Genomic DNA, 21274 nt, shown 5'->3' with positions numbered 1-21274 from the left:
GCAAGTTATATTTACGTGGAGCTATCTTCATTCACTATTTTTCTGATTTCGCTGTTCTTCCTGGTCGTTTAACACCTGTTGTTTCTGTTGAATAGGAAGCTTCAATGATAGCAGTTGGATCTACAGAGAGAACGAGATCTTTCATTTTCGGATAAATGAAACGGTTTGTAATACAATAAATAATTCTCTTTTCTTCTCCTAAAAAACCACCTTCTCCATGTAGATACGTAACAGATAATTGCAATTCTTTCATAAGTAGATCGCCTATTTCTTTATTTTTACCAGAAATAATCATAACGCTCTTTCCTTGATTTATACCATCTAATATGAAATCAATCATCTTCGTAACAATATAGAAAATTGCTAATGAGAACATCGCTTGTTCGATTGAAAATAAAATCGCTACAAATGTGAAAATAACTGCATTTACAGCAAGTAAAAATGTACTAATCGGTACTTTAAAGTGTTTGTTCATCCAAACTGCTAACATTTCTGATCCGTCTATTGCTCCGCCCATTTTGACAACAATCCCAACGCCAATTCCAAACAATACTCCGCCATAAAGTACAATTAATAGTTCAGAAGTTGTAATCGCAGGAAATGGTTTTAAATAAATTAATCCGAGTGTTGTAACTACATTTGCATAAGATGTACGGATGAAGAACTTCTTCCCCATTACTTTTGCGGTAAATAACAGGATAGGAATATTAAGTCCTAAAAACACTCCGTACAGCGGTAATCCAGCAACTTTATTTGCCATGATAGCAATGGCCGTTACCCCGCCATCTACTAATCCATTAGGTGCTAAAATAAGCTCTAATGAACCCGCTACAATAATTGAGCCAATTGTTAATAATATGTATTCAAATAACCTTTTCATTCATTACCCCCAAAACTTATATATTTTCTTAGTATTATTTTAACGTAATTTTACTACTAATTCAAAGATATGAGTTTATATACACAAAAGTTTCACCTTTACAGTGATTTTTTATGTAATTTTTTTATAGAAACACACTTACATATTACAGTAAGTGTGCTCCAAACATTTATTTAAGTTTTGAGTATGAATTCATTTTTAATATTTCATCAACTGCCCTCTTATACCCACCAGCATTTCGAAGTGACTCTCCAACTTTACGACTATTCCCCTTAAACGTTACATCATCCATTACTTTCTCTACGGCTTCACGTAACGATTCAGAAGTTAAATCTTTACGATCAAGCCTTATTCCAGCCCCTACTTCATTCACTCGTTTCGCAACTAAAGGCTGATCTCCTGTTACCGGAATTACAACTAACGGGACACCATAATATAGTGCTTCACTTGAACTATTCATACCACCGTGTGTCACGAATACATCAGCGTACTGTAATACTTCTAATTGGGGCACATAATTAAACAACTTAAAGTTATTCGGAATGTTTTCAAATTGACTTATATTTATCTTCTTTCCAACAACTAATATGACTGTCGCTTCTACATCTTTAAACGCTTCAAAACATTTTTCATATAGCTCAGGTTGTTCATTAAAAACTGTTCCCATAGAAATGAAAATCAATTTTTTATCTTTTAAATCTTCCATAGGAAAACTGCCTACTTCTTTACGCGTAGCAATGGATGGGCCGACAAACTTATACGATTCATCGAATACATCTGAACGCGGCTGATATTCCTTTGAAGTATATACAATCGTAATATCACCAGGATGGTTCATAATATCATACATACTATTACATTTCATTCCATACTGTTTATTCCAATTTTCTATTCCCGCTAAACAAGATTGATACAATGGATTCGTTTCATCTACTTTTCTTGATTCATGTTCATCGTTAAAAGTAATATATTGATTAAAAGCAAACGTTGTACAAGAAGAAACGCTAGGTAATTTTAAAGCATTGGCTATAATACGTCCTACCGGAAAATGATTATCGTATATCATGTAATCGTACTTTTCCCCTTTTGTTTCTTCTACAATTTGAGTAACAATACGTTCTGATGCTTCAATCATATGAGATAGCATCGTCAAAGGACTCCCGCCTTCATTTACTCGCTCCATAATATTAATTTGAGAGAGGAAATTCTCAAACACTCGGAATTCTGCACCTGTTGCTTCAATCTTCTTTCTATAATCTTCAATACAATACGAAACAACTGTCTCTCCTCGCCGAATTAACTCACTTACAATAGCTAAAGTCGGATTTATATGACCTTCTCCAGGGAAATTTATTACGAGTACATTTGCCATCATATTCTCTCCTATCTAATATTATTAATAATTAATTATATTAATTAATTTAAAACTATTATAAAGGAATCTATTCTACTTCTTCATATATTTCTCTTCATTTTATTATTGAGAAATATTTTTCATAACCTACATTATAACTCTCATAAAAACACGATTAACTCTTCATTTACTGAAAAATACGAGATTTACATTCGGGCATTTTTATAGATTTATCACCGGAATATTATTTTGATAATTCATACAAAACTAGAAAAATAATATTTCCATACTGATTTCTCACTATAAATTTATTTAAGTTCTATGTTGTCCTCATCATTATCCACTTGGAACATATTCTGTTATATAATGAATTTATAGAATTTACAGAAAAAGGAGTAACTTCATGCTACAACAACTATTCACTTCACCTATTTTATCTGTTCAAACTTTACACCCAGGTTATGAAGACCATGCAAGCGATGTGTTTCTCGTCCGAACAGAAGATGCAGAAGTTATCGTTCGTTCTTCTAAAATCAATGAAGAACCAAATAATGATTTTTGGTGGGGATGTAAAAACCTATTTGGAATTGATCCAAAGAACGTACATCATTTAGAAGCTGTGCATACATTGCTGCAAGAACATACTAACCTTCCTATCCCAGCAATATTAGAAAAATATATTTTAAATGGGCGTGAATTCGTTGTAGCCGAAAAGTTAGTAGGTAACACAGTTCAATCTTTTATCGGGCAACCAGATTCTATTTTATTCAGTCTAGGAAAAGGGCTAGCCGAAATACATAAATTTAAAGCTGATTACATCGGAAATGTGTCAGGTTCCTTCCAAATTACACTAGATGAATTCCAATCACACATTTTAAATGTGAGTAAAGAGCTTGTGAATATGTTTTATTCCGATAATGAATGCATACAAAATGTATTTCCTACTTTCGAATCACAACTCTCTTCCTTACCAGCACCAAAAGAATCGACGCTCGTTTTAATTGATATGGACCCTACTCAGTTTTTAACAGATGGTACAACTATTACGGGATTAGTAGATACAGAAGCCTATGCAGTTGCTCCAAGGGAGTTTGATTTTATCGGCTTAGAATATATATTTACTGAAAAAGAGGCTCAAGCTTTTCAACAAGGTTACGAAACCATTATGCCCATTCCTAATCTTACAGAATGTAGACCGCCCTATCGATATTTGTACCGGTTATTATCTGTTCAGGGCAGTGTGGAGTTAACAAAATGGCTAAGTCATCCATCCTATTTTTAAATATGAATGCGAGGGATTATGAAATGAATATTGAACGAAAGAAATCTTTAACAGCGAACGAAATTCAGCAAATGAAAGATTTAGTTCACATTTGTGGGCAACACGATGAAATTGATTACTCGTCAGATTTACATGTAAACTTTTTAACTACACGTAATAATGAAGAGATATATGATCTCCTATTTTATGATAATACTAAATTAATTGGTGCATTAAGTATGTATGACTTTGAAAGACCGACAAAATTGGAGTTAATAGGCTTTGTTCACCCGAACTATAGGAAGCAACATATAGGCACTACTCTTTTACAAACCGCAATGAAAGAAATACGAATAAAAGGGGCAGATGAAGCTCTTATTATTATAAATGGGGCGTCTGCTTCTGGGAAAGAATTTACAAAGCATATGAAGTTACCTTATTTATATAGTGAATATAGTATGGAGTTCAAAGCAAAAGAAGTGCAAAAAACAACAAAGAATACTATACAGCTCACTCTTGCATCTTCAGCATCACTTCTTGATCTTATTGAACTTTCCAGTAAAGCTTTTGGAGATTCAGTAGAAAATACCGCTACATGGTTACAAAAGATGATGAATTCACCTTCCCATCAAGTTTACAGTGCTCTTATCGACGAAAAAGTGATAGGAACGATTACAGTTTCTGAGCAAGAGCAATCTACTACACTATCAGGCTTCGCCGTTCATCCTTCTTATCAAGGTAAAGGATACGGAAAAGATATTCTTAGTTATATGGTATATACCCTTATTTCAGAAGGAATATCAACAATTGAATTAGACGTCGAAACGAAAAATAACAATGCTTTAAAACTATATACACAATGTGGTTTTGAAATAAAAACGAAGCATGACTACTATAATGTAATGAATCTTGATGTGAATACATATGTCTAAAAAACTAATTTATTCTAATTATGATATTTTTGCAGACATCTATAATAAACATTGGGGGCATTATGCTGAACACTCCTATCTACTTTTGGAAAAACTCGTTTTACAATATGCACCACCACATTCTCATGTTTTAGATCTTTGCTGCGGGACTGGTCACCTTACTAAGAAATTAATTGATAATACTTTTGTAGTAACTGGTATAGATGGTTCTGCTCAAATGATTGAATACGCACGTCAAAACGCGCCAGACGCAACATTTATCGTCGATGATGCTCGTTATTTCAATATAAATAAGCATTTTCACTATGTTATCTCTACTGGCGATAGCTTAAACCATATTTTAAAATTAGATGAATTAAAAAGCGTTTTTCGTAATGTTTACTCCGTATTACATAACGAAGGTACATTCGTATTTGATATGAATATGGAGAAAGGTTTTCTTGAAAATTGGGTTGCTTCATTTCATATTTCAGCGGAAGAATATGTTTGTACGATTGATTCTTCCTATGATAATGAAAATAAAAAAGCAGAAATGAACTTTATACTATTTAAACATGATCTAGATAACGCTTGGACAAGAAGTGACTTTTCTTTTGAGGAAGCTTGTTATTCCAATGAAGAAATAATTTCTTCATTGGAATCTGTAGGTTTTAAAAACATTCAAATACACGGTACAAATAGAGCATTTTTCATTTGCCAAAAATAAAAAAACTGAATCATAACGATTCAGTTTTTTCTTAGTATATTTACGACAGCAGTCGTTTCATTATTTTCTTTATACACTCGCGGGATTCTTCTGTCTAACATACATGTAACTTCATAGTTAATGGTACCTAACATATCCGCGATGTCTTCTACTGCAATATTTTCTTCGCCTTGTTTACCGTAGAATACTACTTCGTCCCCAACTTGTACTGGCATTGCTTTTGAAACGTCTAACATAAGCTGATCCATACAAACACGGCCAATAACAGGTACTCGAACTCCATTTATTAATGCATGCCCTTTATTAGATAACTGACGATTATAGCCATCAGCATAGCCAATCGGTACAGTTGCAATCCATTCTTCACCAGTCGTTACATACGTATTCCCATAACTTACACCACGATTCTTCTTCGCATGTTTAATGTGAGCTATTTTTGATTTTAACGACAACGCAGGCTGTAAAGAAACAACTGAATGATCTACCTCTTTTGAAGGGTACATTCCATAAATTCCAATACCTACTCGAACCATATTTTGAAATGTATTGCTTAGTTCCATTGAACCTGCACTATTTGAACTATGAATATATGGAATATGAATTCCTAATTCTTTTGCTGCATTGACAGCTTTCTCAAATAAACTTGTTTGCATATTCGTATATGATTTATCAATTTCATCTGCCGTAGAGTAATGTGTAAACATTCCTACTACCTCTACATACTCCATACGGTTTAATTCTTCTAAAAATGGTTTAACCTCTTCTTCTTGTAAACCGATACGACTCATTCCTGTATCAATTTTCACCTGAATTTGCGCTTTCTTTTGAAGACGGTTTGCGATTTCATTTATACCATGTAAATCTTCACTTCTATAAACAGTCATCATAACGTCATATTGAATTGCCTCTTCAGCAGCTGCTACTGATGTATAACCTAAAATTAAAATCGGCACGTTAATTCCTGCTTCTCTTAACTCTATCGCTTCATCTACAAATGCAACTGCAAGCTGATTTATTCCTGCTTCAATAGCAGCTTTCGCAACTTCAACTGCCCCGTGGCCATACCCATTTGCTTTTACAGCAGCCATCATTGCAATATTTTCATCATTCACTCGTTTTTTAAATTCTTTTACATTATGTTTTACTGCATTTAAGTCAACTTCAATAATTGTATCTCTTCCATATTTCAAACTCATTGGTCTAACTCCTAACTCAATAATTGCATTCCATTCTATTTCACGTTTCATATGACCTTTTACAATATAATACTTTTCAATATGCTAGTCAAACTACTAGAATTTTCGGAATTTTGAGTATGATATAATACCCTTAAGAAACTATTATATACGGAGATGAGGAGAATTACAATGTTTGTAGAATCTGCCTTGCATCAACTTAAAGTTGCTGTTGATACTTCTATTCAAATGCTTAACCAATGTAATGAAGAAGAATTAAAAATACAACCCATTCACGCAAAGCGATCTTTATTTGAAATTTGTGCACATCTTTCTCTTATTTGCCATGCAGATCTCCTCATTTTAAATGGGATTACGGAAAAACAACTACATACTTTCTATAAAGAACAAACACCCGAAACAATTACGCAAATACAACAAACGATGATACAGGGCTACGATTTACTTTCTAAAACTTTTTTATCCTATTCCAATGAACAATTAGCAGAAATTAAGACTGCTTATTGGGGTATTTCTTATTCACGCTTTGAATGGTTGCTTGAAATTGTTGCACACTTTTATCATCATCGTGGGCAAATTCATATTTTATTATGTGAGCATACGAAAGATCCTCACATTGCTTTATTTGAGTGATTTTCCACTCATTCATTATCCAGTACACTTTCGTTGTTTATAAATAGAGAAGCGATAAAACCAATAAAAAGTATCATTCCTAATAAAATAAACGTTTGAGCATAACTTCCTATTTTCATAAGATAAATAGAAATGACGGGTCCTATACTAGTGCCTAAAAATAAAATAAAAGTATAAATAGAAACTGCTATTCCCCTTGCTTTCCCTCCTAGTTGGCCAACAAGAGAAACTAAAGACGGAACGGATATAGCAATACCTATTACAAAACAGACACTCATTATGACAAGAAGAGGCAAATACGAAACAAAGCCCATTGCACTTAGACTAAAAATAGCGACCAGCAATCCACCTTGAAGAACTTTCCTTACTTCGAACCTCTTCGTTAAACGACCCGCAATTGGTGATAGAATCATACCAATTAGCCCCGCTAAGCGAAAATAAAGAATTTGTTCTGAAGTTAAATTATAAGTAGGAGAGCTCAAATAATTCCCTAAAACAGTATACATATTAACAAAAGCCATTAATAAAACAAACGCAATCATATAGCCCAATACTAAGCTTTTATGTGTAAAGACTTTACCCATCTGTTTAATCGGTCCCAAAATATCAGTATAAGATTGAGATATCTCCCCTTTCGGAAGAGAATACTGAATCCATACAGCAGTAATCATATAGACAACGCTAAGAAGAAAGAACACCATATGCCATCCAAAATGTTGACTAACAACCGTACTTATTACCTGACCTACAATTCCAGCTACTAGAAAACCGGTACTAACAAATCCTATTGTTGTAACCTTTTTTTCTACCGGAAACATTTCTACAACGTATGCTAACGCTACCGGAGAAAATGTAGCTGCTGCAATACCCTGTAAGCCCCTAAAAATAACAAGCCAAAATATACTATCCACAAATCCTAAGGAAAACGAAATAATCGACAGAGCAAGTAATCCAATGAAGATTACTTGCTTCCGCCCATATTTATCAGAGATTGCCCCAAATAACAAGCAACCTATAGCAAAGCCAACAGAAAATATACTGCCTGTAGCTGCAGCTTGTGCTAGTGAAACATTAAAAAGGTCTGAAAATAGTGCAATTAAAGGGATTGTTACATATAAGCTAGACATCACTACCATACCCGACCAACATAATACAACGGTCATTATTGTATAATTCTTTTCACTATTTATTTCCTTTCCTATTTCCATCATAATATCTCTCCCTTATTACAATTTTTTATCAATTTAAAACCTCTAAAGCACGCTTACTTATTTTAATTACATCGTAAAAAACATGACAGATCATGAAATTAGTTAAACATATAATAAGGTAAGCTAATTATATTTCCAAATAAATAAGTTGACCCTTATAATCAACTTATTTACCTACCTTCTCCTAATTTCACCTGCATATTTACTTGCATTTTATTTAATAACCTTTCTAAAACTTGACGCTCTTCTTGATTAAAATCGTCAACTAACGAAGCGCAAGATAACCAAAAAGTTGGTAAAGAGTGCGTAACTAATTCTTTTCCTTTTGGAGTAATTTTCACTTTTAATCTTCTTCGATCTTTAGAATGATGGAATCTTACGATTAACTCTCGTTTCTCCATCCAATCTAATAGACCAGTGACAGAAGCACGTGTTATCCCTAATCGACTCGCAATATCAGAAGGGCTCATATTCACTTCTTCCCCATTGGATTCCATTTCACGTAAAATAAACAACAGTAAAAAATCTAATTTACTTTCCGAAATACCAAGCGGAGCTAAATCAACGTCAACAGAATCAAGAACATTATCAGACGTCCATAACATTAACAAACCAATTTTTGCTGCGATTGGATCCGTATCCGCTGATGCTGTCTTTTTTATTAGCTCAGCATACGGCCCAATCCCTAAAGGAAGAGAATCTTTTTTTGAATCCATTCATCTTCACTCTCCTTTCTCTTCAATTAATTAGCTTACCTAACTACTTTTCATTATACTCACATTTTTCCTTTTATTGCAAGAATATTGTTAGACAAAAAAATCCTGTAATTAAAACAGGATTTTTCAAACTGACTAGCTATTATTTTTAAATAAGACGAAACTCCTTTAAGGCAAAGGAAATACCACCTTCACTCGCCTTCTTTGTAACGAAATCAGCTCTTGTTTTTAACTCTTCTCCGCCATTCCCCATCGCAATACCTAATCCTACATACTGCAACATCTCAATATCATTTCCACCGTCGCCAAATGCAATCGCTTCTGATTTACAAATGTTTAAGTGATCTAATATCTTTTGAATTGCAGTTAATTTTGATACTTTACTATCTTCCAATACATTTATAACGTAATTATGAAAACGGTCAAACGTAAGTAATGGATATCTTTCAATAAACTTTTGAGCTTCTGTTTCATCAGCATACAGACATAAACAATAGATTTCTTCTGACAAATCTCTGCTTTTTTCAGGATACTTCTCTAAATTCAACGTCTCGCTAAGTGCTTGCATTACACGCTCATTATCCGAGTCTATTCCGTTCATTGCAAAATCCTCGGTAAAATAAGAAATACCGTAACCATGTAATGCAGCAAATCTCGAGATATCATGAACGATTTCACTAGAAAGTACCGATTTATGTAGGACTGTTTCTCCACACTTAATATGTGCACCATTTGCAGAAATAAACGTATTTATGCCTAGTTCCATAAATTGCGTACATAAGCTATATGGTCTCCCTGTTGTAACAACTACGTGAATCCCTTTAGCTATTAATCTTTGTATCGCTTCTTTTGTACTTTCGTGCATACTTCTATCAATCTCACTTAAAAGCGTACCATCAACATCAAAGAACACTACTTTGTACATAGGTCTTTACATCCCGTCTAAATGACTCGTATCATTAATGAAATGTACCGTTTTTTGTTCGCCATCAATTTCAATTAAACTTATTCCCGTATCTCCCATTTTAAAATAATAATCCATTGAGATTGGCATTTTGAAAAATGCACGTAATAGACTATTTATTACACCACCATGTGCAACGATTGCAATTCGGTCATATGTATTCTCTGTCACGATTTTAGAAAAGATTCCCTCTATTCTCATTCTAAATTCAATAAATGATTCCCCGTTTTCAAAACGGTCATGAAGAAACTTTGGCTCTGGATATTTCTTTGCTTCTTCAAAAGATAAGCCAGCTTGCACTCCGTTATTAAACTCCATTAATTCCTCTTCTAGTTGAATTGGGCATCCAATTCCTTCAGCTAACGTTTCACCCGTTTCACGAGCACGTTTTAACGTACTTGCCCAAATGAAATCTGGCGAAAAATCTGCTTTCACTTTCTGTACAAGCCTTTGCACTTGCTGTCTTCCCTTTTCTGTTAATTCAAAGTCAGCTCGTCCTTCATGTACATGTAAAATATCTGCTTCAGATTCTCCGTGGCGTATTAGTAATATTTGCAATCTTATTCCCCCTTCTCTCCTTAAAACCAAGGTTAAATTTTAACATATTATTTAAATTTTTCAAAATAATAAAGCAATCCCCATCAATCTAAGAATGAACATTGTAATCTATAAAAAATAAAAAGAGAAATGGCATCCCATTTCTCTTTTTCACTCTTATTGTTCTTTTGGTGTATCTGAAGGAGGCAATTTCTTCGCTTGTTTTTCTTTAAAGATTTCTCCAATTGCCCCGAGAGTACCAAGCGTCTCAATTGCATTAGACGGAATAAAGACTTTATTTGCTGGTCCTTTCGCAACCTCAATCAATGATTCAAATGATTTATAAGCAAGTACGCGTTCATCTAAATCTGCTGCACGAAGTAATTCAATTCGATTTTGTTCTGCTTTTGCAATTTCCTCAATCGCTCTTGCTTCCCCTTGTGCTTCTAGTTCCTTTGCTTCTTTTATACCTTCAGCTTCTCGAATACGTGCTTCTTTATCCCCTTCAGCCATTAATATTTTACTTTGCTTTTCCCCTTCAGCACGAAGGACTTTATCTTGTTTTGCGGCTTCAGCTTCTAATATGATCGCACGTTTATTACGTTCTGCTTTCATTTGTTTTTCCATTGATGCTTGCACATCTTTTGGCGGATTAATATCAACAACTTCAACACGTTCAATACGAACGCCCCATTTTTCTGTTGCTTCATCAAGTGCTAAGCGAATTTCTGTTGAAATTTTTTCACGACCAGATAACGTTTCATCCAGTTCCATTTTACCAATAATTTGGCGCATCGTTGCAGAAGTAATGTTACGAACACCATATTCATAGTTCGAAATACCATATGTCGCAAGTTCTGGTTCCACAATTTGATAGAAAATGATTGTATCAATTTCTACTTGTACATTATCTTTCGTAATTACCTTCTGCGGTGGTACATTCGTTTGTTGAATACGTAAGTCATGATATACACGAACGCGGTCTACAATTGGTATTAATAAATTTAATCCCGGCTCCATAATACGCTGAAACTTACCAAATCTTTCAACGACTCCAACTTTTTGCTGTGGAATAATTTTAATTGTTAATGCGATAAATGTAACAACAATTAGTGCGAAAATAATCGTTAATGTCAATGCTACTGCCATATTTATTCACTCTCCTTTTTCACTTGTAATATAGTACTATTCCTCTTTATAACAATAACTTTTTCTCCAGCATCAATTGGATCATCTGCAATAGCTGTCCAAGTATCTCCATCCACCTTCACAATACCATTCGCTTCATTTGTAATCGCTTGCATAACAATCCCTTTTTTACCAACTAGCAAATCTACTGTATCAGTAAAACCTTTTGCTTCTCGAAAGTTTTTTGAAATTCTTTTTGTAAAGAAAGTCAATGTTAAACTTACAATCGCACCAGCAATAACTTGTAACAGTAGTGCATCAGGAGCAAATAAAGCAATTAGACCTCCGACAACAGCTCCAATTCCAAGCCAAAGCATGTAAAACGTAATCGATAACATTTCCGCAATAAATAAAATACCAGCTATTATAAACCAAATTACCCAAGCAGCCATATGCAACCCTCACTTTCTTTCTCATTTTCTATATGTATATGAAGAAAAGAATGGTTTATCCGCCCTTTCTTATACATGGGCGCTTACTACAAGCTATTGTACCTATTCACTGTTATAATGAGTATTTTTAAAATACTATATTAATATATTCTTTATTATACATGAAAATCCCTTTCAAAAAGCGACAAAAAATGAAATTCTTTCGAAAATTTAACTTTCAATTTATACTTATTTTAACTACTAAAATATTATTTTTTAGGAAGGTGGTGTGCTTGTTGCATAGTCGTTCATTAACTTACTATTTAGGATCAAAAATATGCATTACTCTCGCTGACATCGTATACATTATGATTATTACAACCCATATGTATATCACAACGAAATCAGCAACATTAACTGCTCTGTTTCCATTACTCCAAGTCATAACTACTCTTATAGCAAATACATCTGCACCACTTATCATGAATCGTTTTCCATCTTATTCATTACTTTTTACACTACAATGGACAAAAACTGCTCTATTATTTTTATTAATGATATTATTCCCATTCCTGTCCACAAACGTTGTAGCACTATTCATTTTCATTTTTTTCATTTCATTATGTAGCGGCTGGAGCGCACCATTATTATACAGTATCCTGCCTCGCCTTACACGAAAAGAAAAATTAGTAAAAGTAAATAGTATTTTTTCCTTTTCCACACAAATTGCGCAGGCCGCTGCTTATTCATTTACAAGTGTTATTGTTCTTCTAATCGGCGCCACTTCTACACTTATGATGAATAACATATTGATGATTTTTGGGTGTGTTGCACTACACGTTTCATTACGTTCCATACATAATGAACAAGTAATAGAACCTTCTTCTTCAAAAGGCACTGCTTTATTGGAAGGTTGGAAACTCTTATTTCAGAACCCGTCTCTCCGTATCGTTACATGTATGGACTTAATTGAAACTTTCGCAGGGACGATATGGATCGGTGCTATTACGATGGCTTATGTAACGACTGTCCTTCATAAAGGCGAAGAATGGTGGGGATATATTAATACAAGTTATTATGTGGGGACGTTAATTGGCGGGATATTAGCGTGGAAAATGAGTACATACATTCAAAACAATTTAATACGCTCCATGGCGATAGGCTCTCTTATGTTTAGTATTCTTACATTTTTATATGGAATGACAAGTAGCGGGTTTATTGCGCTTTTTCTATGCGTTCTAATGGGGCCATGTTATCAAATTAGAGATATTTCTCAAACGACAGTGCTACAATCAAGTGTCGCTCCTACTTTATTATCAAAAATGTATACAGCTCATGGTGCACTCCTCTCGACAGCTTCTGGTCTTTCTATGCTTAGCGTTGGAATTATTACCGATTTATTTGGTGTTCGTACGATTTATATCATCGCTGCTTTTCTTATTTTATGTTCCGCTTGTTTATCTTTTAGCCTATTAAAATATAATCAGACCGACCAGAAAGATATTTCGATGTAATCAATAAAGTAAAAAGGACAGGAACTCCTGTCCTTTTTACTTTATTCTATTTATGACAAACCCGGAATTTTCCGGTGTTTTGTCGCTTGTTCAAAAGCATATGCTAGTTTAATCAAGATCCCCTCAGAAAAAGCCGTGCTTGCAAGAGTAATTCCAAACGGTCTCCCGTTATCCATATATCCCGCCGGTATTGCTATAGACGGATAACCTGCTTTCGCACATATAGTGGAGCCGATATAGGAAGGGAATAAAATTGCATCAAGATTATATTTTTCCAGTGTAAAGTCAATACCTTGTTCTTGCGAAAAATATATATCTTCTAATCTTGCGTTTATATATTCAGGATTCCTTAACGTATTGGGAAAATCTTTTCTTCTTTCTAACTTAGTTTGCCCATATTTCAAAGCTCTTTCTGCTATGTTCTCGTTAAACTCCATTAACTCCGAAATTGAATGCACCAGAATAGTATGAGATAATTTCGAAAGATAGTTATCTAAACTATGCTTTAGTTCATAAAGCGGTACTCCCCAGCTCCATTCTCTATGAAAAGACGGAATATCAATATTTTCTACTACTACCGCTCCCTCACTACGCAATACTTCAATTGTTTCCTTAAACAATTTTTCATCATACTCACCAGATTCATAATAATCTTTTGGCGCATTGCTATATACACCAATCTTTGCTCCATGTAAGCCATTAACATCAAGATATTTTGTATAATCATGTTCTGCTATACCTTCACTTTTATGAGTAGCTACATCCTTCTCATCTACCCCAGTTAAATTCCCTAACAAAATAGCGGCATCTGTTACTGTTCTAGCAAATGGACCCGCTGTATCTTGCGAATACGTGAACGGAATAATGCCTCTACGACTAATTAAACCAACAGTCGGTTTAATACCGACTACAGAGTTTTGAACAGCTGGACTTAATATAGAAGCATCTGTTTCCGTTCCAACAGATAATACTGTAAAGTTAGCGGCAACTGCTATCGCAGATCCTGTACTTGAGCCACCAACAAACATATTATCCTCACCTGTACCGTAAGGGTTTATTGTTTGTCCACCTCTTGCACTATATCCAGCCCACATGTCAAAAGACATTGCATTTGCTAACTCTGTCATATTTGTCTTTCCTATTATGATTGCTCCTGCTTCTCTCAGTTTCGTAACGAGAAATGCATCCTCACTACTAATATTTTGTTCCAAGGCAATCGTACCTGCACTTGTATGCATGGAATCATTCGTTTCAATATTGTCCTTAAGTAAAACAGGTATACCATGTAATGGACCTCTTATACCTTTTATCTTTCTTTCATAATCTAACGCTTCTGCAATAAAAACGGCATCTGGATTGATTTCTAAAATAGAATTAATTTTTGGTCCATCTTGATCATATTTTGCAATTCTATGAAGATAATACATAACTAATTCTTTTGAAGTTAATTGTCCAGCTTCCATCGCTGCTTGTATATCATGAATTGTTAATTCTTTTTGTAATTGTGCATTGAATTGAATCTCCATCGTCATTCTCCTTCTATAAAGCCTTTTATTGATATCATGTATCTATTACTTGTTCATTTTCTCCGCTCCTCGTATATACAAATACAATCCCTGTAAAAGAATTCAACTTGCCAATGTAAAAACCTTTTATTTCCTGAAAAATAAAAAAAGTCTGAAACGAGTTCACCTTCGCTTCAGACCCTATTATTATTGCACGTATACTTCTTCTAACAGATGTAAAAACTCCCCTTGTTTCCCAGCTAATTCAGGGCATTTTGCAATATCAATCCATTCGTAGCAAAATACTAAACCTTCATCTTCCTCACCAGCACTTACAATATGTTCCCAATCATCTTTTACATCTGTTAGTAACGTTACATGGAAGAAATGGCGCTTTTGATATTCTTTTTTGTCTTTCACAAGTATGATGTAATCGGCTAGGAATCTTTCTATGCATAAATGGCGTAATCCAGATTCCTCTTGTACTTCACGTAAAAGTGCTGCTTCTAACGTTTCCCCTGGTATTTGTATACCAGCTTCAGGTATATCACGATGTTTAAAAACAAGCAGTTGCATAACTCCTTCTTTTTCTCTTGTTACATATGCGTGTACTTTTTTCTTATATAACACCGTCATAATCCTTCTCTCCCCTCAATTTTTCACTGCGTTACTTCTTCAAGTGTCAGTTGATTTTCATATAAATATGTAGCTTGTGGATTTCCCACATACCTCACATGCCATGGTTCATATCGATAACCTGTAAGCGATTCTTTCTCTTTTGTATATCGAATGACAAAACCAAATTTATGGGCATTTTCAGAAAGCCACTGCCCTTCTTTCGTTTCGCCAAAAATTGTCTCTAATTGAAACTTAGCAGATTGAGATGTAATATCCATAGCTAGACCAGTTTGATGTTCACTCGTTCCAGGAACTGCGCTAGACATCGCTGTTTTTGCTTCTCCATCTTGTTTTTTATACATCGTATTTAATGCTTTTTGTCGATCAAAAGACCTAAATCCAGAAACCGCAAAAAGAAAAACGCCCTCCTTATCAGCTTGCTGAAACATTTCCTCAAGCGCTCCTGCTGCCTCTTTTCTCATTTTTTTCTTTTCTTGATCACCTTCACTTGAGTAACGCACTTTCGGAATAACTAAATCTGGCGGTCTATACCCATCTGGTAAACGCCTATTTTTATTTACAAGCACAAGCATCGAATTTGGATTACTAATTACCGCAATATCTCCATCCATATTCGCAATCGTTTCTTTCGCTTTCGGAAATATGTTATTTACATTTACCTCACGCACCTGCTTATCCTTATACATTTTATAATTGATTCCTGCTACTCCAACAATGAGTATCATCGCTACGATACCAAGTAGTGTCCATCTTTTTTTCATATAACGACCTCTTATTTTAATAATTTGGCCATTTCATACTCATCGATGTTCTCGCCATCGATAATAAGAGCAGCTCTTTTGACACCTTCTTTCTCAAATCCAGCTTTTGTATATAGTGTCTGAGCTCTTGTATTGTGGGCCATTACCGTTAATTCTAAACGCCATACATCATGTAATCTTGCCCACTTCTCAGCCTCTTTAAACAATCTCGTCCCAATACCCCGCCCGCTATACTCTTGCAAAATACCAATTACAATACCTGCTACATGTCTTTTTCTTTGAATATGATTTCCATTCACTAAAATAAACCCTACTATTCTCTCATCTTCAACTGCTACCAATATTGTTGCATACTTATTTTCTATAAAGCGATGAATCATCTGTTCTTGTTGCTCGTCTGTAAATTTTCTTTCTCCTGGTTCATATAACATAAATTTCGTTTCCTCATCTAGTTGCTTACTTAATTGCAAAAATGGTGCTGCATCTTCTATTTTAATCTCCCTAATCACTTCAATCACCCTACCAATTTCATAATAAAAAGTTTTCCTTGTAAAAAGATTTTCTCCACTTTCCTGAAAATCCCTTTGTAAATCTCCCAGTATAATTTGACAATTTTCGATATTACTATAACAACGACAAATTATGTCTATTCTGTGACGTCTCATCATGACAAAAAAAAACGTAAGTATTACACTCACGTTTTTTCAAACTCTTCCACTCATTTATGTTTCACTTTATCCATTCACTTTTTCTGCTTGCCAGAAATATTCACCAAACGCTTTAGCAAGGGCATCAATCGATCGGTTTAGTTCTTCCTCTGTATTATCTACGCCACCAACTTCAATTAATATCGCTTGCCCGGATAAGTCTTGATTGTAGACACCATTTCCTGTTTGGAATCCTTTTTGAATGACACCACGACTCACTCCTGGATACTTCTTGCTAATCGTCTCATGTAAAGCCGTTGCTAATTGCAAGTTTTTTTCATAGTTTTTGTTGCCTTTCCCTACTACAAACGCAAGCTTCGCATATGATTTATCACCAATTGTTTTTGTCGTAACATCCTTCCGAGCACTATCACGGTGTAAGTCAAAGAAGTACTGCAGTTCTTTATTGCTCGTCATTGCTTCTTGTACAATTTCCCGTGACATTTTGTAAGAACTATTACTATTTAACCCTTTACTAATCAACTTTTGACCGACATCAGTCTTGTCGTTAGTAGCTCCTATCCCTTCACTTACTAATTGTTCACGAAATCGATCGCCAACTATTGAAATATTTGTGACAGAACTAGTCGCTTTATTTGGATTGGGGTCATTTACTAAATTTAGTAACGGCAAATAAGATTCCCAACTATGCGAATGATAAATAAACGCAACTTGTCTTTTCCCTGTCGTTTGAGCCGGTTGCTTTTTCTCTTTGTTCGTATCTGGCTTTTGAGCCTGTCCACCTTCACCAGTCCGTTCTTTTACTACTTCTTCAAGTGGAACGCTCGACTCTATCGGTAAGTTAGAATAATTTGTCCCTTCACCCGCAATTACAATTTCTGTATCGTACTGACCAAAACCAGGTAGCTCTTTGCCGACAAAACTGCGTACATCGTTAAAACGAATATTCGTAGCCATCGAAAAAAGAAAAGAAGAAATCGAAAAATCCTGATTTAAATTTCGATACTCCTGTGTAAAATAATGATTCTCTTTCCCAAGAACGTACATGTAACCATTCATAGATAGCTCATTTAACCAATTATATAAATACGTTGACTTTGTCTCTCTCATAGAAGTTACCATCATACTAATAAGAAAAAAAGTCGCTAGTACTGTAGCAATAATAAATAAAACTAACTTACGTACACTTGTGAATTTCACATAAAAAAAGCCTCGATTCATACTATCACCCTCTCTATTTCAAGTTATGTACAAGCTCTAGAGAATAGACCGTCTAAATTCCGGCTATATTGTTAATGAGGTGAAATGAATTGAAGCTACTAATAGGAACATTACCCGTTGTACTATCATTTATTTTTTACTGGCTTGCTAAGCATCCTACAATCCGTGTTGCGTTACATATTTCAGCGTACTTAGCACTTTATGTACTCGGTACAATTATTTCTATTCATATATATGATGTTTTAATACAAGATTTAGTTTTCATGACAAGCATTCATGGTATTTTACTAAATCCATTTTTTCTTATATCAGGAGCATATATAGGGATATATACTTTATACTTACTTTTGTCTTACATGATTATAAATATGAAACCTGGAGCGTAATGAAATGCGACCACCATTCATCTGTCATATATGCAAAAAAAGAATTACGCGAAAGAAAGATCTTATTACTACGACATCTTACTTCCGCTTATATTTATTTCACAGTGATTGTTTTAAACGACAGCAAGTGTTCATCTCACGATTTATTCCCGTGAATACGCTTTTTAATTTCTTTCTTATTATATACGGACTTATTTTTGGCAGCATTCTTATGATTACAGAATCCTCTATTATTTGGGTTATTTTCTTATTCCCCATTTTATATCGGTTTCTTTCCTATTATTATGTGGAACGTTTTTTCTCTACATAACGTGCAGACTGTCCTCTCGGAATACTTAGACATTCCCACTCATTTTCTTTTAACATTTTCCCAATGTAAATAATCTGTCCAATATGCAAAGCATAATGAGAAATTTGTCTTTCAATTGCTTGCATAACAGTCTGTGCTTCACTGCGAATATATACCGTCTGTAATAAATGTTCTGGCGTTAGGACATTCATCGTTTTAAAAACATATTCCCATCCTTCATTCCATGCTGTGAGAACCTCTTCCTTAGAATGATAGCCACCTTCAAATTCAGCATCTCGGTTACGATCTATTTTTTCACCATCAGACGTTAAAAAATCCGTCCATCTAGAACGCATATTACCGTGCAGATGCTTAATTATAATTGCTATGCTATTTGTTTCTTCATGGGAAGACCATTCAATTTGTTCATATGATAATTGTGAAAGCACCCGTTCCCCTTGCTTCTTTGTTGCTTTAAAATTCGAAATGGCACATTGTAAATACTCTCGTCCAATATCCATGTTCCCCCGCCTTTACACTAACTAATTTTCGTTCCATTTGGTAATTCCATATTCGGCTGCAGTAATACGACATCACCAGCTTCAGGTACTCCTCCTAAAACAAGTACTTCTGATTTAAATCCAGCTACACGTTTTGGCGGAAAATTTACAACAGCAGCGATTTGCTGACCGATTAAATCTTCTGGGGTATATCTCTTCGTAATTTGAGGACTTGACTGCTTAACTCCAAGCTCTCCAAAATCAATTTTCAGCTTAATCGCTGGAACTCTCGCTTCTTTAAATTCCTCTGCATGTATTACAGTTCCAATTCTTACATCCAAAGTTAAAAAATCTTCAAAATTAGCCATTTTATCATTCCTCCCATTTATTACTTAGACAAAATATAAAAATCACCTTTAAAAAAAGAAAGGCGCCTAAGCACCTTTCTTTTGTAGTTCACTTGATTCATTTGATTTATAGAAGAAGAAACCGAGAATCCCGCCAATACATGATGGGATTAACCACCCTATTCCTTCTTTATATAATGGTAACATTTGTAATACGTTAGAAATCGCGTCAATTTTAATGTTCGCACTTTCTAAACCGTTAAAGAAACTAATTAACAATGCACCTAAAATAGCTCCAATATAAATGGTATTACGCTTCCCAATCCATTTATGGAAGTAAGAAAGAACAATTAATACAATTGCAACTGGATAAATGATCATTAACACTGGTAAAGTAACTGCGATTAATTGTGTTAAACCTAGGTTAGATACAATTAAACTAAACAGACATACCATTGTTACGATCGTTTTATGCGAAAGTTTTGGGAATATGTTTGTAAAGAAGCCCGCACAAGCTGATGTTAATCCAACAGAAGTTGTTAAACAAGCGAGTATAATAACAAGTCCTAATAAAACTTTACCACTTGTTCCATATAACTCATTTACAACATTCGTTAAAATAAGCCCACCATTCTCTGATACACCAAGTGATGTACTCGTTGAACCAAGATAAGCAAGTGATAAATAGATTAACGTTAAACCAAGTACAGCAATAATACCTGATACTACTGTTATTTTTGCAACTTCACTACTCTCTTTTATCCCTTTAGAGCGGATAACTTGTACAACAACAATTCCAAATACGAGAGCACTTATTGCATCCATCGTTAAATATCCTTGTATAAATCCACCAAAGAAAGCATTTTCTTTATATGCCGCTAGCGGCGCAGCTGGTTCTCCAATTGGATCAATAATTGCCTTTCCGACAATAACAGCAACAATCAATACTAACAATGGTGTAAGAAATTTTCCAAACCAATCCACTAATTTAGATGGATTTAATGATAAATACCACGTTATTCCAAAGAAAACTATCGTGAATAAAAACAGCATGTACCATTCTGAAACCAATGCTTCTGATAGAAATGGCTTCATACCCATTTCAAATGAAACGGCTCCCGTACGCGGAATCGCGAAAAATGGTCCAATCGCTAAATAACTAATCAATGGAAAAATAAACGCAAATATAGGGTGAACTCTAGAAGATAGCGCTTTCAAGTCCCCCTCTACAAACGCGACAGCTGTTACAGCTAATAGGGGTAATCCGACTCCCGTTACAAGGAATCCAATTGTAGCAACCCAAACATTCTCTCCAGCTTGTTGCCCTAAAACTGGTGGGAAAATTAAATTTCCTGCTCCTAAAAATAGTGCAAATAACATTAAACCAATTGCTACCGTATCACCTGGCCTTAAACGTCCCTTCATACTTTTCATTTGCATAGCACTTTTTCATTGTTTATCTCTATTGTCACAATATGCTATGCATCCTCCTCTC

24 protein-coding genes are annotated in these 21274 nt (G+C 34.6%); 7 read left to right on the top strand and 17 right to left on the bottom strand.

The features are described 5' to 3' along the window. Nucleotides 1–34 precede the first annotated feature (34 nt). Both PDL00_RS08215 and PDL00_RS08210 read right to left on the bottom strand, forming a co-directional pair. The gene (locus PDL00_RS08215; protein WP_242241671.1) at nt 35–880 is read right to left on the bottom strand and encodes a YitT family protein; all 846 of its coding nucleotides are present in this window, start codon (nt 878–880) and stop codon (nt 35–37) included. 169 nt (nt 881–1049) lie between these two features. Continuing rightward, entirely contained in the window at nt 1050–2252 is a 1203-nt protein-coding gene (locus PDL00_RS08210; RefSeq protein WP_270728339.1) for a macrolide family glycosyltransferase, read from the bottom strand. Nucleotides 2253–2637: 385 nt separating this feature from the next. On the opposite strand from PDL00_RS08210, the gene PDL00_RS08205 reads away from it, so the two are divergent. The 3 genes from PDL00_RS08205 to PDL00_RS08195 are packed head-to-tail and all read left to right on the top strand — an operon-like array spanning nt 2638 to nt 5133. Beyond that, a complete protein-coding gene (locus PDL00_RS08205; RefSeq protein WP_270728336.1) occupies nt 2638–3516 on the top strand; it encodes a nitrate reductase in 879 nt (292 codons plus the stop codon). Between the two features lie 23 nt (nt 3517–3539). Beyond that, nucleotides 3540–4427 carry a GNAT family N-acetyltransferase gene (locus PDL00_RS08200; protein ID WP_270728803.1) on the top strand — a complete coding sequence of 296 codons (888 nt, stop codon included), beginning with the start codon at nt 3540–3542 and terminating at the stop codon, nt 4425–4427. Continuing rightward, nucleotides 4420–5133, top strand: a complete 714-nt coding sequence (locus tag PDL00_RS08195) for a class I SAM-dependent DNA methyltransferase (RefSeq protein ID WP_270728333.1) — start codon at nt 4420–4422, stop codon at nt 5131–5133. Before PDL00_RS08200 ends, PDL00_RS08195 begins: the two co-directional genes overlap by 8 nt. A gap of 20 nt (nt 5134–5153) precedes the next feature. Here PDL00_RS08195 and alr read toward each other — a convergent pair whose 3' ends face one another. Then, the gene (alr, locus tag PDL00_RS08190) at nt 5154–6329 is read right to left on the bottom strand and encodes an alanine racemase (protein WP_242254136.1); all 1176 of its coding nucleotides are present in this window, start codon (nt 6327–6329) and stop codon (nt 5154–5156) included. Between the two features lie 171 nt (nt 6330–6500). Between alr and PDL00_RS08185 the strand changes: the two genes are divergently transcribed. Further along, nucleotides 6501–6962: a DinB family protein gene (locus PDL00_RS08185; RefSeq protein ID WP_270728329.1), complete on the top strand. Its 462-nt coding sequence runs from the start codon at nt 6501–6503 to the stop codon at nt 6960–6962. A gap of 8 nt (nt 6963–6970) precedes the next feature. Here the strand turns inward: PDL00_RS08185 and PDL00_RS08180 are convergent, their stop codons facing one another. The 6 genes from PDL00_RS08180 to PDL00_RS08155 form a co-directional block, all read right to left on the bottom strand. Continuing rightward, nucleotides 6971–8170: an MFS transporter gene (locus tag PDL00_RS08180; protein WP_270728326.1), complete on the bottom strand. Its 1200-nt coding sequence runs from the start codon at nt 8168–8170 to the stop codon at nt 6971–6973. Between the two features lie 173 nt (nt 8171–8343). Next, nucleotides 8344–8889 (bottom strand): MarR family winged helix-turn-helix transcriptional regulator, encoded by a 546-nt coding sequence (locus tag PDL00_RS08175; RefSeq protein WP_242254070.1) that lies wholly within the window; start codon nt 8887–8889, stop codon nt 8344–8346. Between the two features lie 148 nt (nt 8890–9037). Next, on the bottom strand, nt 9038–9814 hold the full coding sequence (locus PDL00_RS08170) for a Cof-type HAD-IIB family hydrolase (protein ID WP_242254068.1): 777 nt from the start codon (nt 9812–9814) through the stop codon (nt 9038–9040). A 6-nt stretch (nt 9815–9820) separates the two neighbouring features. Then, nucleotides 9821–10411 (bottom strand): histidine phosphatase family protein, encoded by a 591-nt coding sequence (locus PDL00_RS08165; RefSeq protein ID WP_097864404.1) that lies wholly within the window; start codon nt 10409–10411, stop codon nt 9821–9823. A gap of 156 nt (nt 10412–10567) precedes the next feature. Beyond that, entirely contained in the window at nt 10568–11539 is a 972-nt protein-coding gene (locus PDL00_RS08160; protein WP_270728321.1) for an SPFH domain-containing protein, read from the bottom strand. A gap of 2 nt (nt 11540–11541) precedes the next feature. Then, nucleotides 11542–11970, bottom strand: a complete 429-nt coding sequence (locus tag PDL00_RS08155; RefSeq protein ID WP_242254064.1) for an NfeD family protein — start codon at nt 11968–11970, stop codon at nt 11542–11544. Nucleotides 11971–12245: 275 nt separating this feature from the next. Here PDL00_RS08155 and PDL00_RS08150 point away from each other — a divergent pair, with 275 nt between their 5' ends. Further along, nucleotides 12246–13463 (top strand): MFS transporter, encoded by a 1218-nt coding sequence (locus tag PDL00_RS08150; protein ID WP_270728319.1) that lies wholly within the window; start codon nt 12246–12248, stop codon nt 13461–13463. Nucleotides 13464–13513: 50 nt separating this feature from the next. On the opposite strand, the gene PDL00_RS08145 is transcribed toward PDL00_RS08150, so the two are convergent. The 5 genes from PDL00_RS08145 to spoIIP form a co-directional block, all read right to left on the bottom strand. Continuing rightward, entirely contained in the window at nt 13514–14989 is a 1476-nt protein-coding gene (locus tag PDL00_RS08145; RefSeq protein WP_270728316.1) for an amidase family protein, read from the bottom strand. A gap of 186 nt (nt 14990–15175) precedes the next feature. Further along, nucleotides 15176–15604: an NUDIX hydrolase gene (locus PDL00_RS08140; protein WP_270728314.1), complete on the bottom strand. Its 429-nt coding sequence runs from the start codon at nt 15602–15604 to the stop codon at nt 15176–15178. A gap of 23 nt (nt 15605–15627) precedes the next feature. Then, entirely contained in the window at nt 15628–16368 is a 741-nt protein-coding gene (locus PDL00_RS08135) for a M15 family metallopeptidase (RefSeq protein ID WP_270728311.1), read from the bottom strand. Between the two features lie 11 nt (nt 16369–16379). Beyond that, the gene (locus PDL00_RS08130; protein WP_242254053.1) at nt 16380–16877 is read right to left on the bottom strand and encodes a GNAT family N-acetyltransferase; all 498 of its coding nucleotides are present in this window, start codon (nt 16875–16877) and stop codon (nt 16380–16382) included. Between the two features lie 225 nt (nt 16878–17102). After that, entirely contained in the window at nt 17103–18257 is a 1155-nt protein-coding gene (gene spoIIP, locus PDL00_RS08125; protein ID WP_270728306.1) for a stage II sporulation protein SpoIIP, read from the bottom strand. A gap of 89 nt (nt 18258–18346) precedes the next feature. Here spoIIP and PDL00_RS08120 point away from each other — a divergent pair, with 89 nt between their 5' ends. Together PDL00_RS08120 and PDL00_RS08115 are read left to right on the top strand one after the other, a co-directional pair. Continuing rightward, nucleotides 18347–18643 carry a hypothetical protein gene (locus tag PDL00_RS08120; RefSeq protein ID WP_270728303.1) on the top strand — a complete coding sequence of 99 codons (297 nt, stop codon included), beginning with the start codon at nt 18347–18349 and terminating at the stop codon, nt 18641–18643. Between the two features lie 4 nt (nt 18644–18647). Next, nucleotides 18648–18953 carry a permease gene (locus tag PDL00_RS08115; RefSeq protein ID WP_270728300.1) on the top strand — a complete coding sequence of 102 codons (306 nt, stop codon included), beginning with the start codon at nt 18648–18650 and terminating at the stop codon, nt 18951–18953. Here PDL00_RS08115 and PDL00_RS08110 read toward each other — a convergent pair. From PDL00_RS08110 to brnQ4, 3 genes are all read right to left on the bottom strand, one after another. Further along, on the bottom strand, nt 18926–19453 hold the full coding sequence (locus PDL00_RS08110) for a DUF1572 domain-containing protein (RefSeq protein WP_270728297.1): 528 nt from the start codon (nt 19451–19453) through the stop codon (nt 18926–18928). The two genes, PDL00_RS08115 and PDL00_RS08110, sit on opposite strands and share 28 nt — an antisense overlap. Before the next feature lie 17 nt (nt 19454–19470). Further along, nucleotides 19471–19800, bottom strand: coding sequence for a chaperone CsaA (csaA, locus tag PDL00_RS08105; protein WP_270728295.1), 330 nt, complete (start codon nt 19798–19800; stop codon nt 19471–19473). 66 nt (nt 19801–19866) lie between these two features. Next, a complete protein-coding gene (gene brnQ4 / locus PDL00_RS08100) occupies nt 19867–21204 on the bottom strand; it encodes a branched-chain amino acid transport system II carrier protein BrnQ4 (protein WP_396022448.1) in 1338 nt (445 codons plus the stop codon). Nucleotides 21205–21274 lie beyond the last annotated feature (70 nt).

Source organism: Bacillus cereus group sp. TH152-1LC, from assembly GCF_027710505.1.
GTDB classification, from domain to species: domain Bacteria; phylum Bacillota; class Bacilli; order Bacillales; family Bacillaceae_G; genus Bacillus_A; species Bacillus_A mobilis.
The sequence above is the reverse complement of the archived record's forward strand: the minus strand, read 5'-3'. Positions and strand labels throughout refer to the sequence as shown.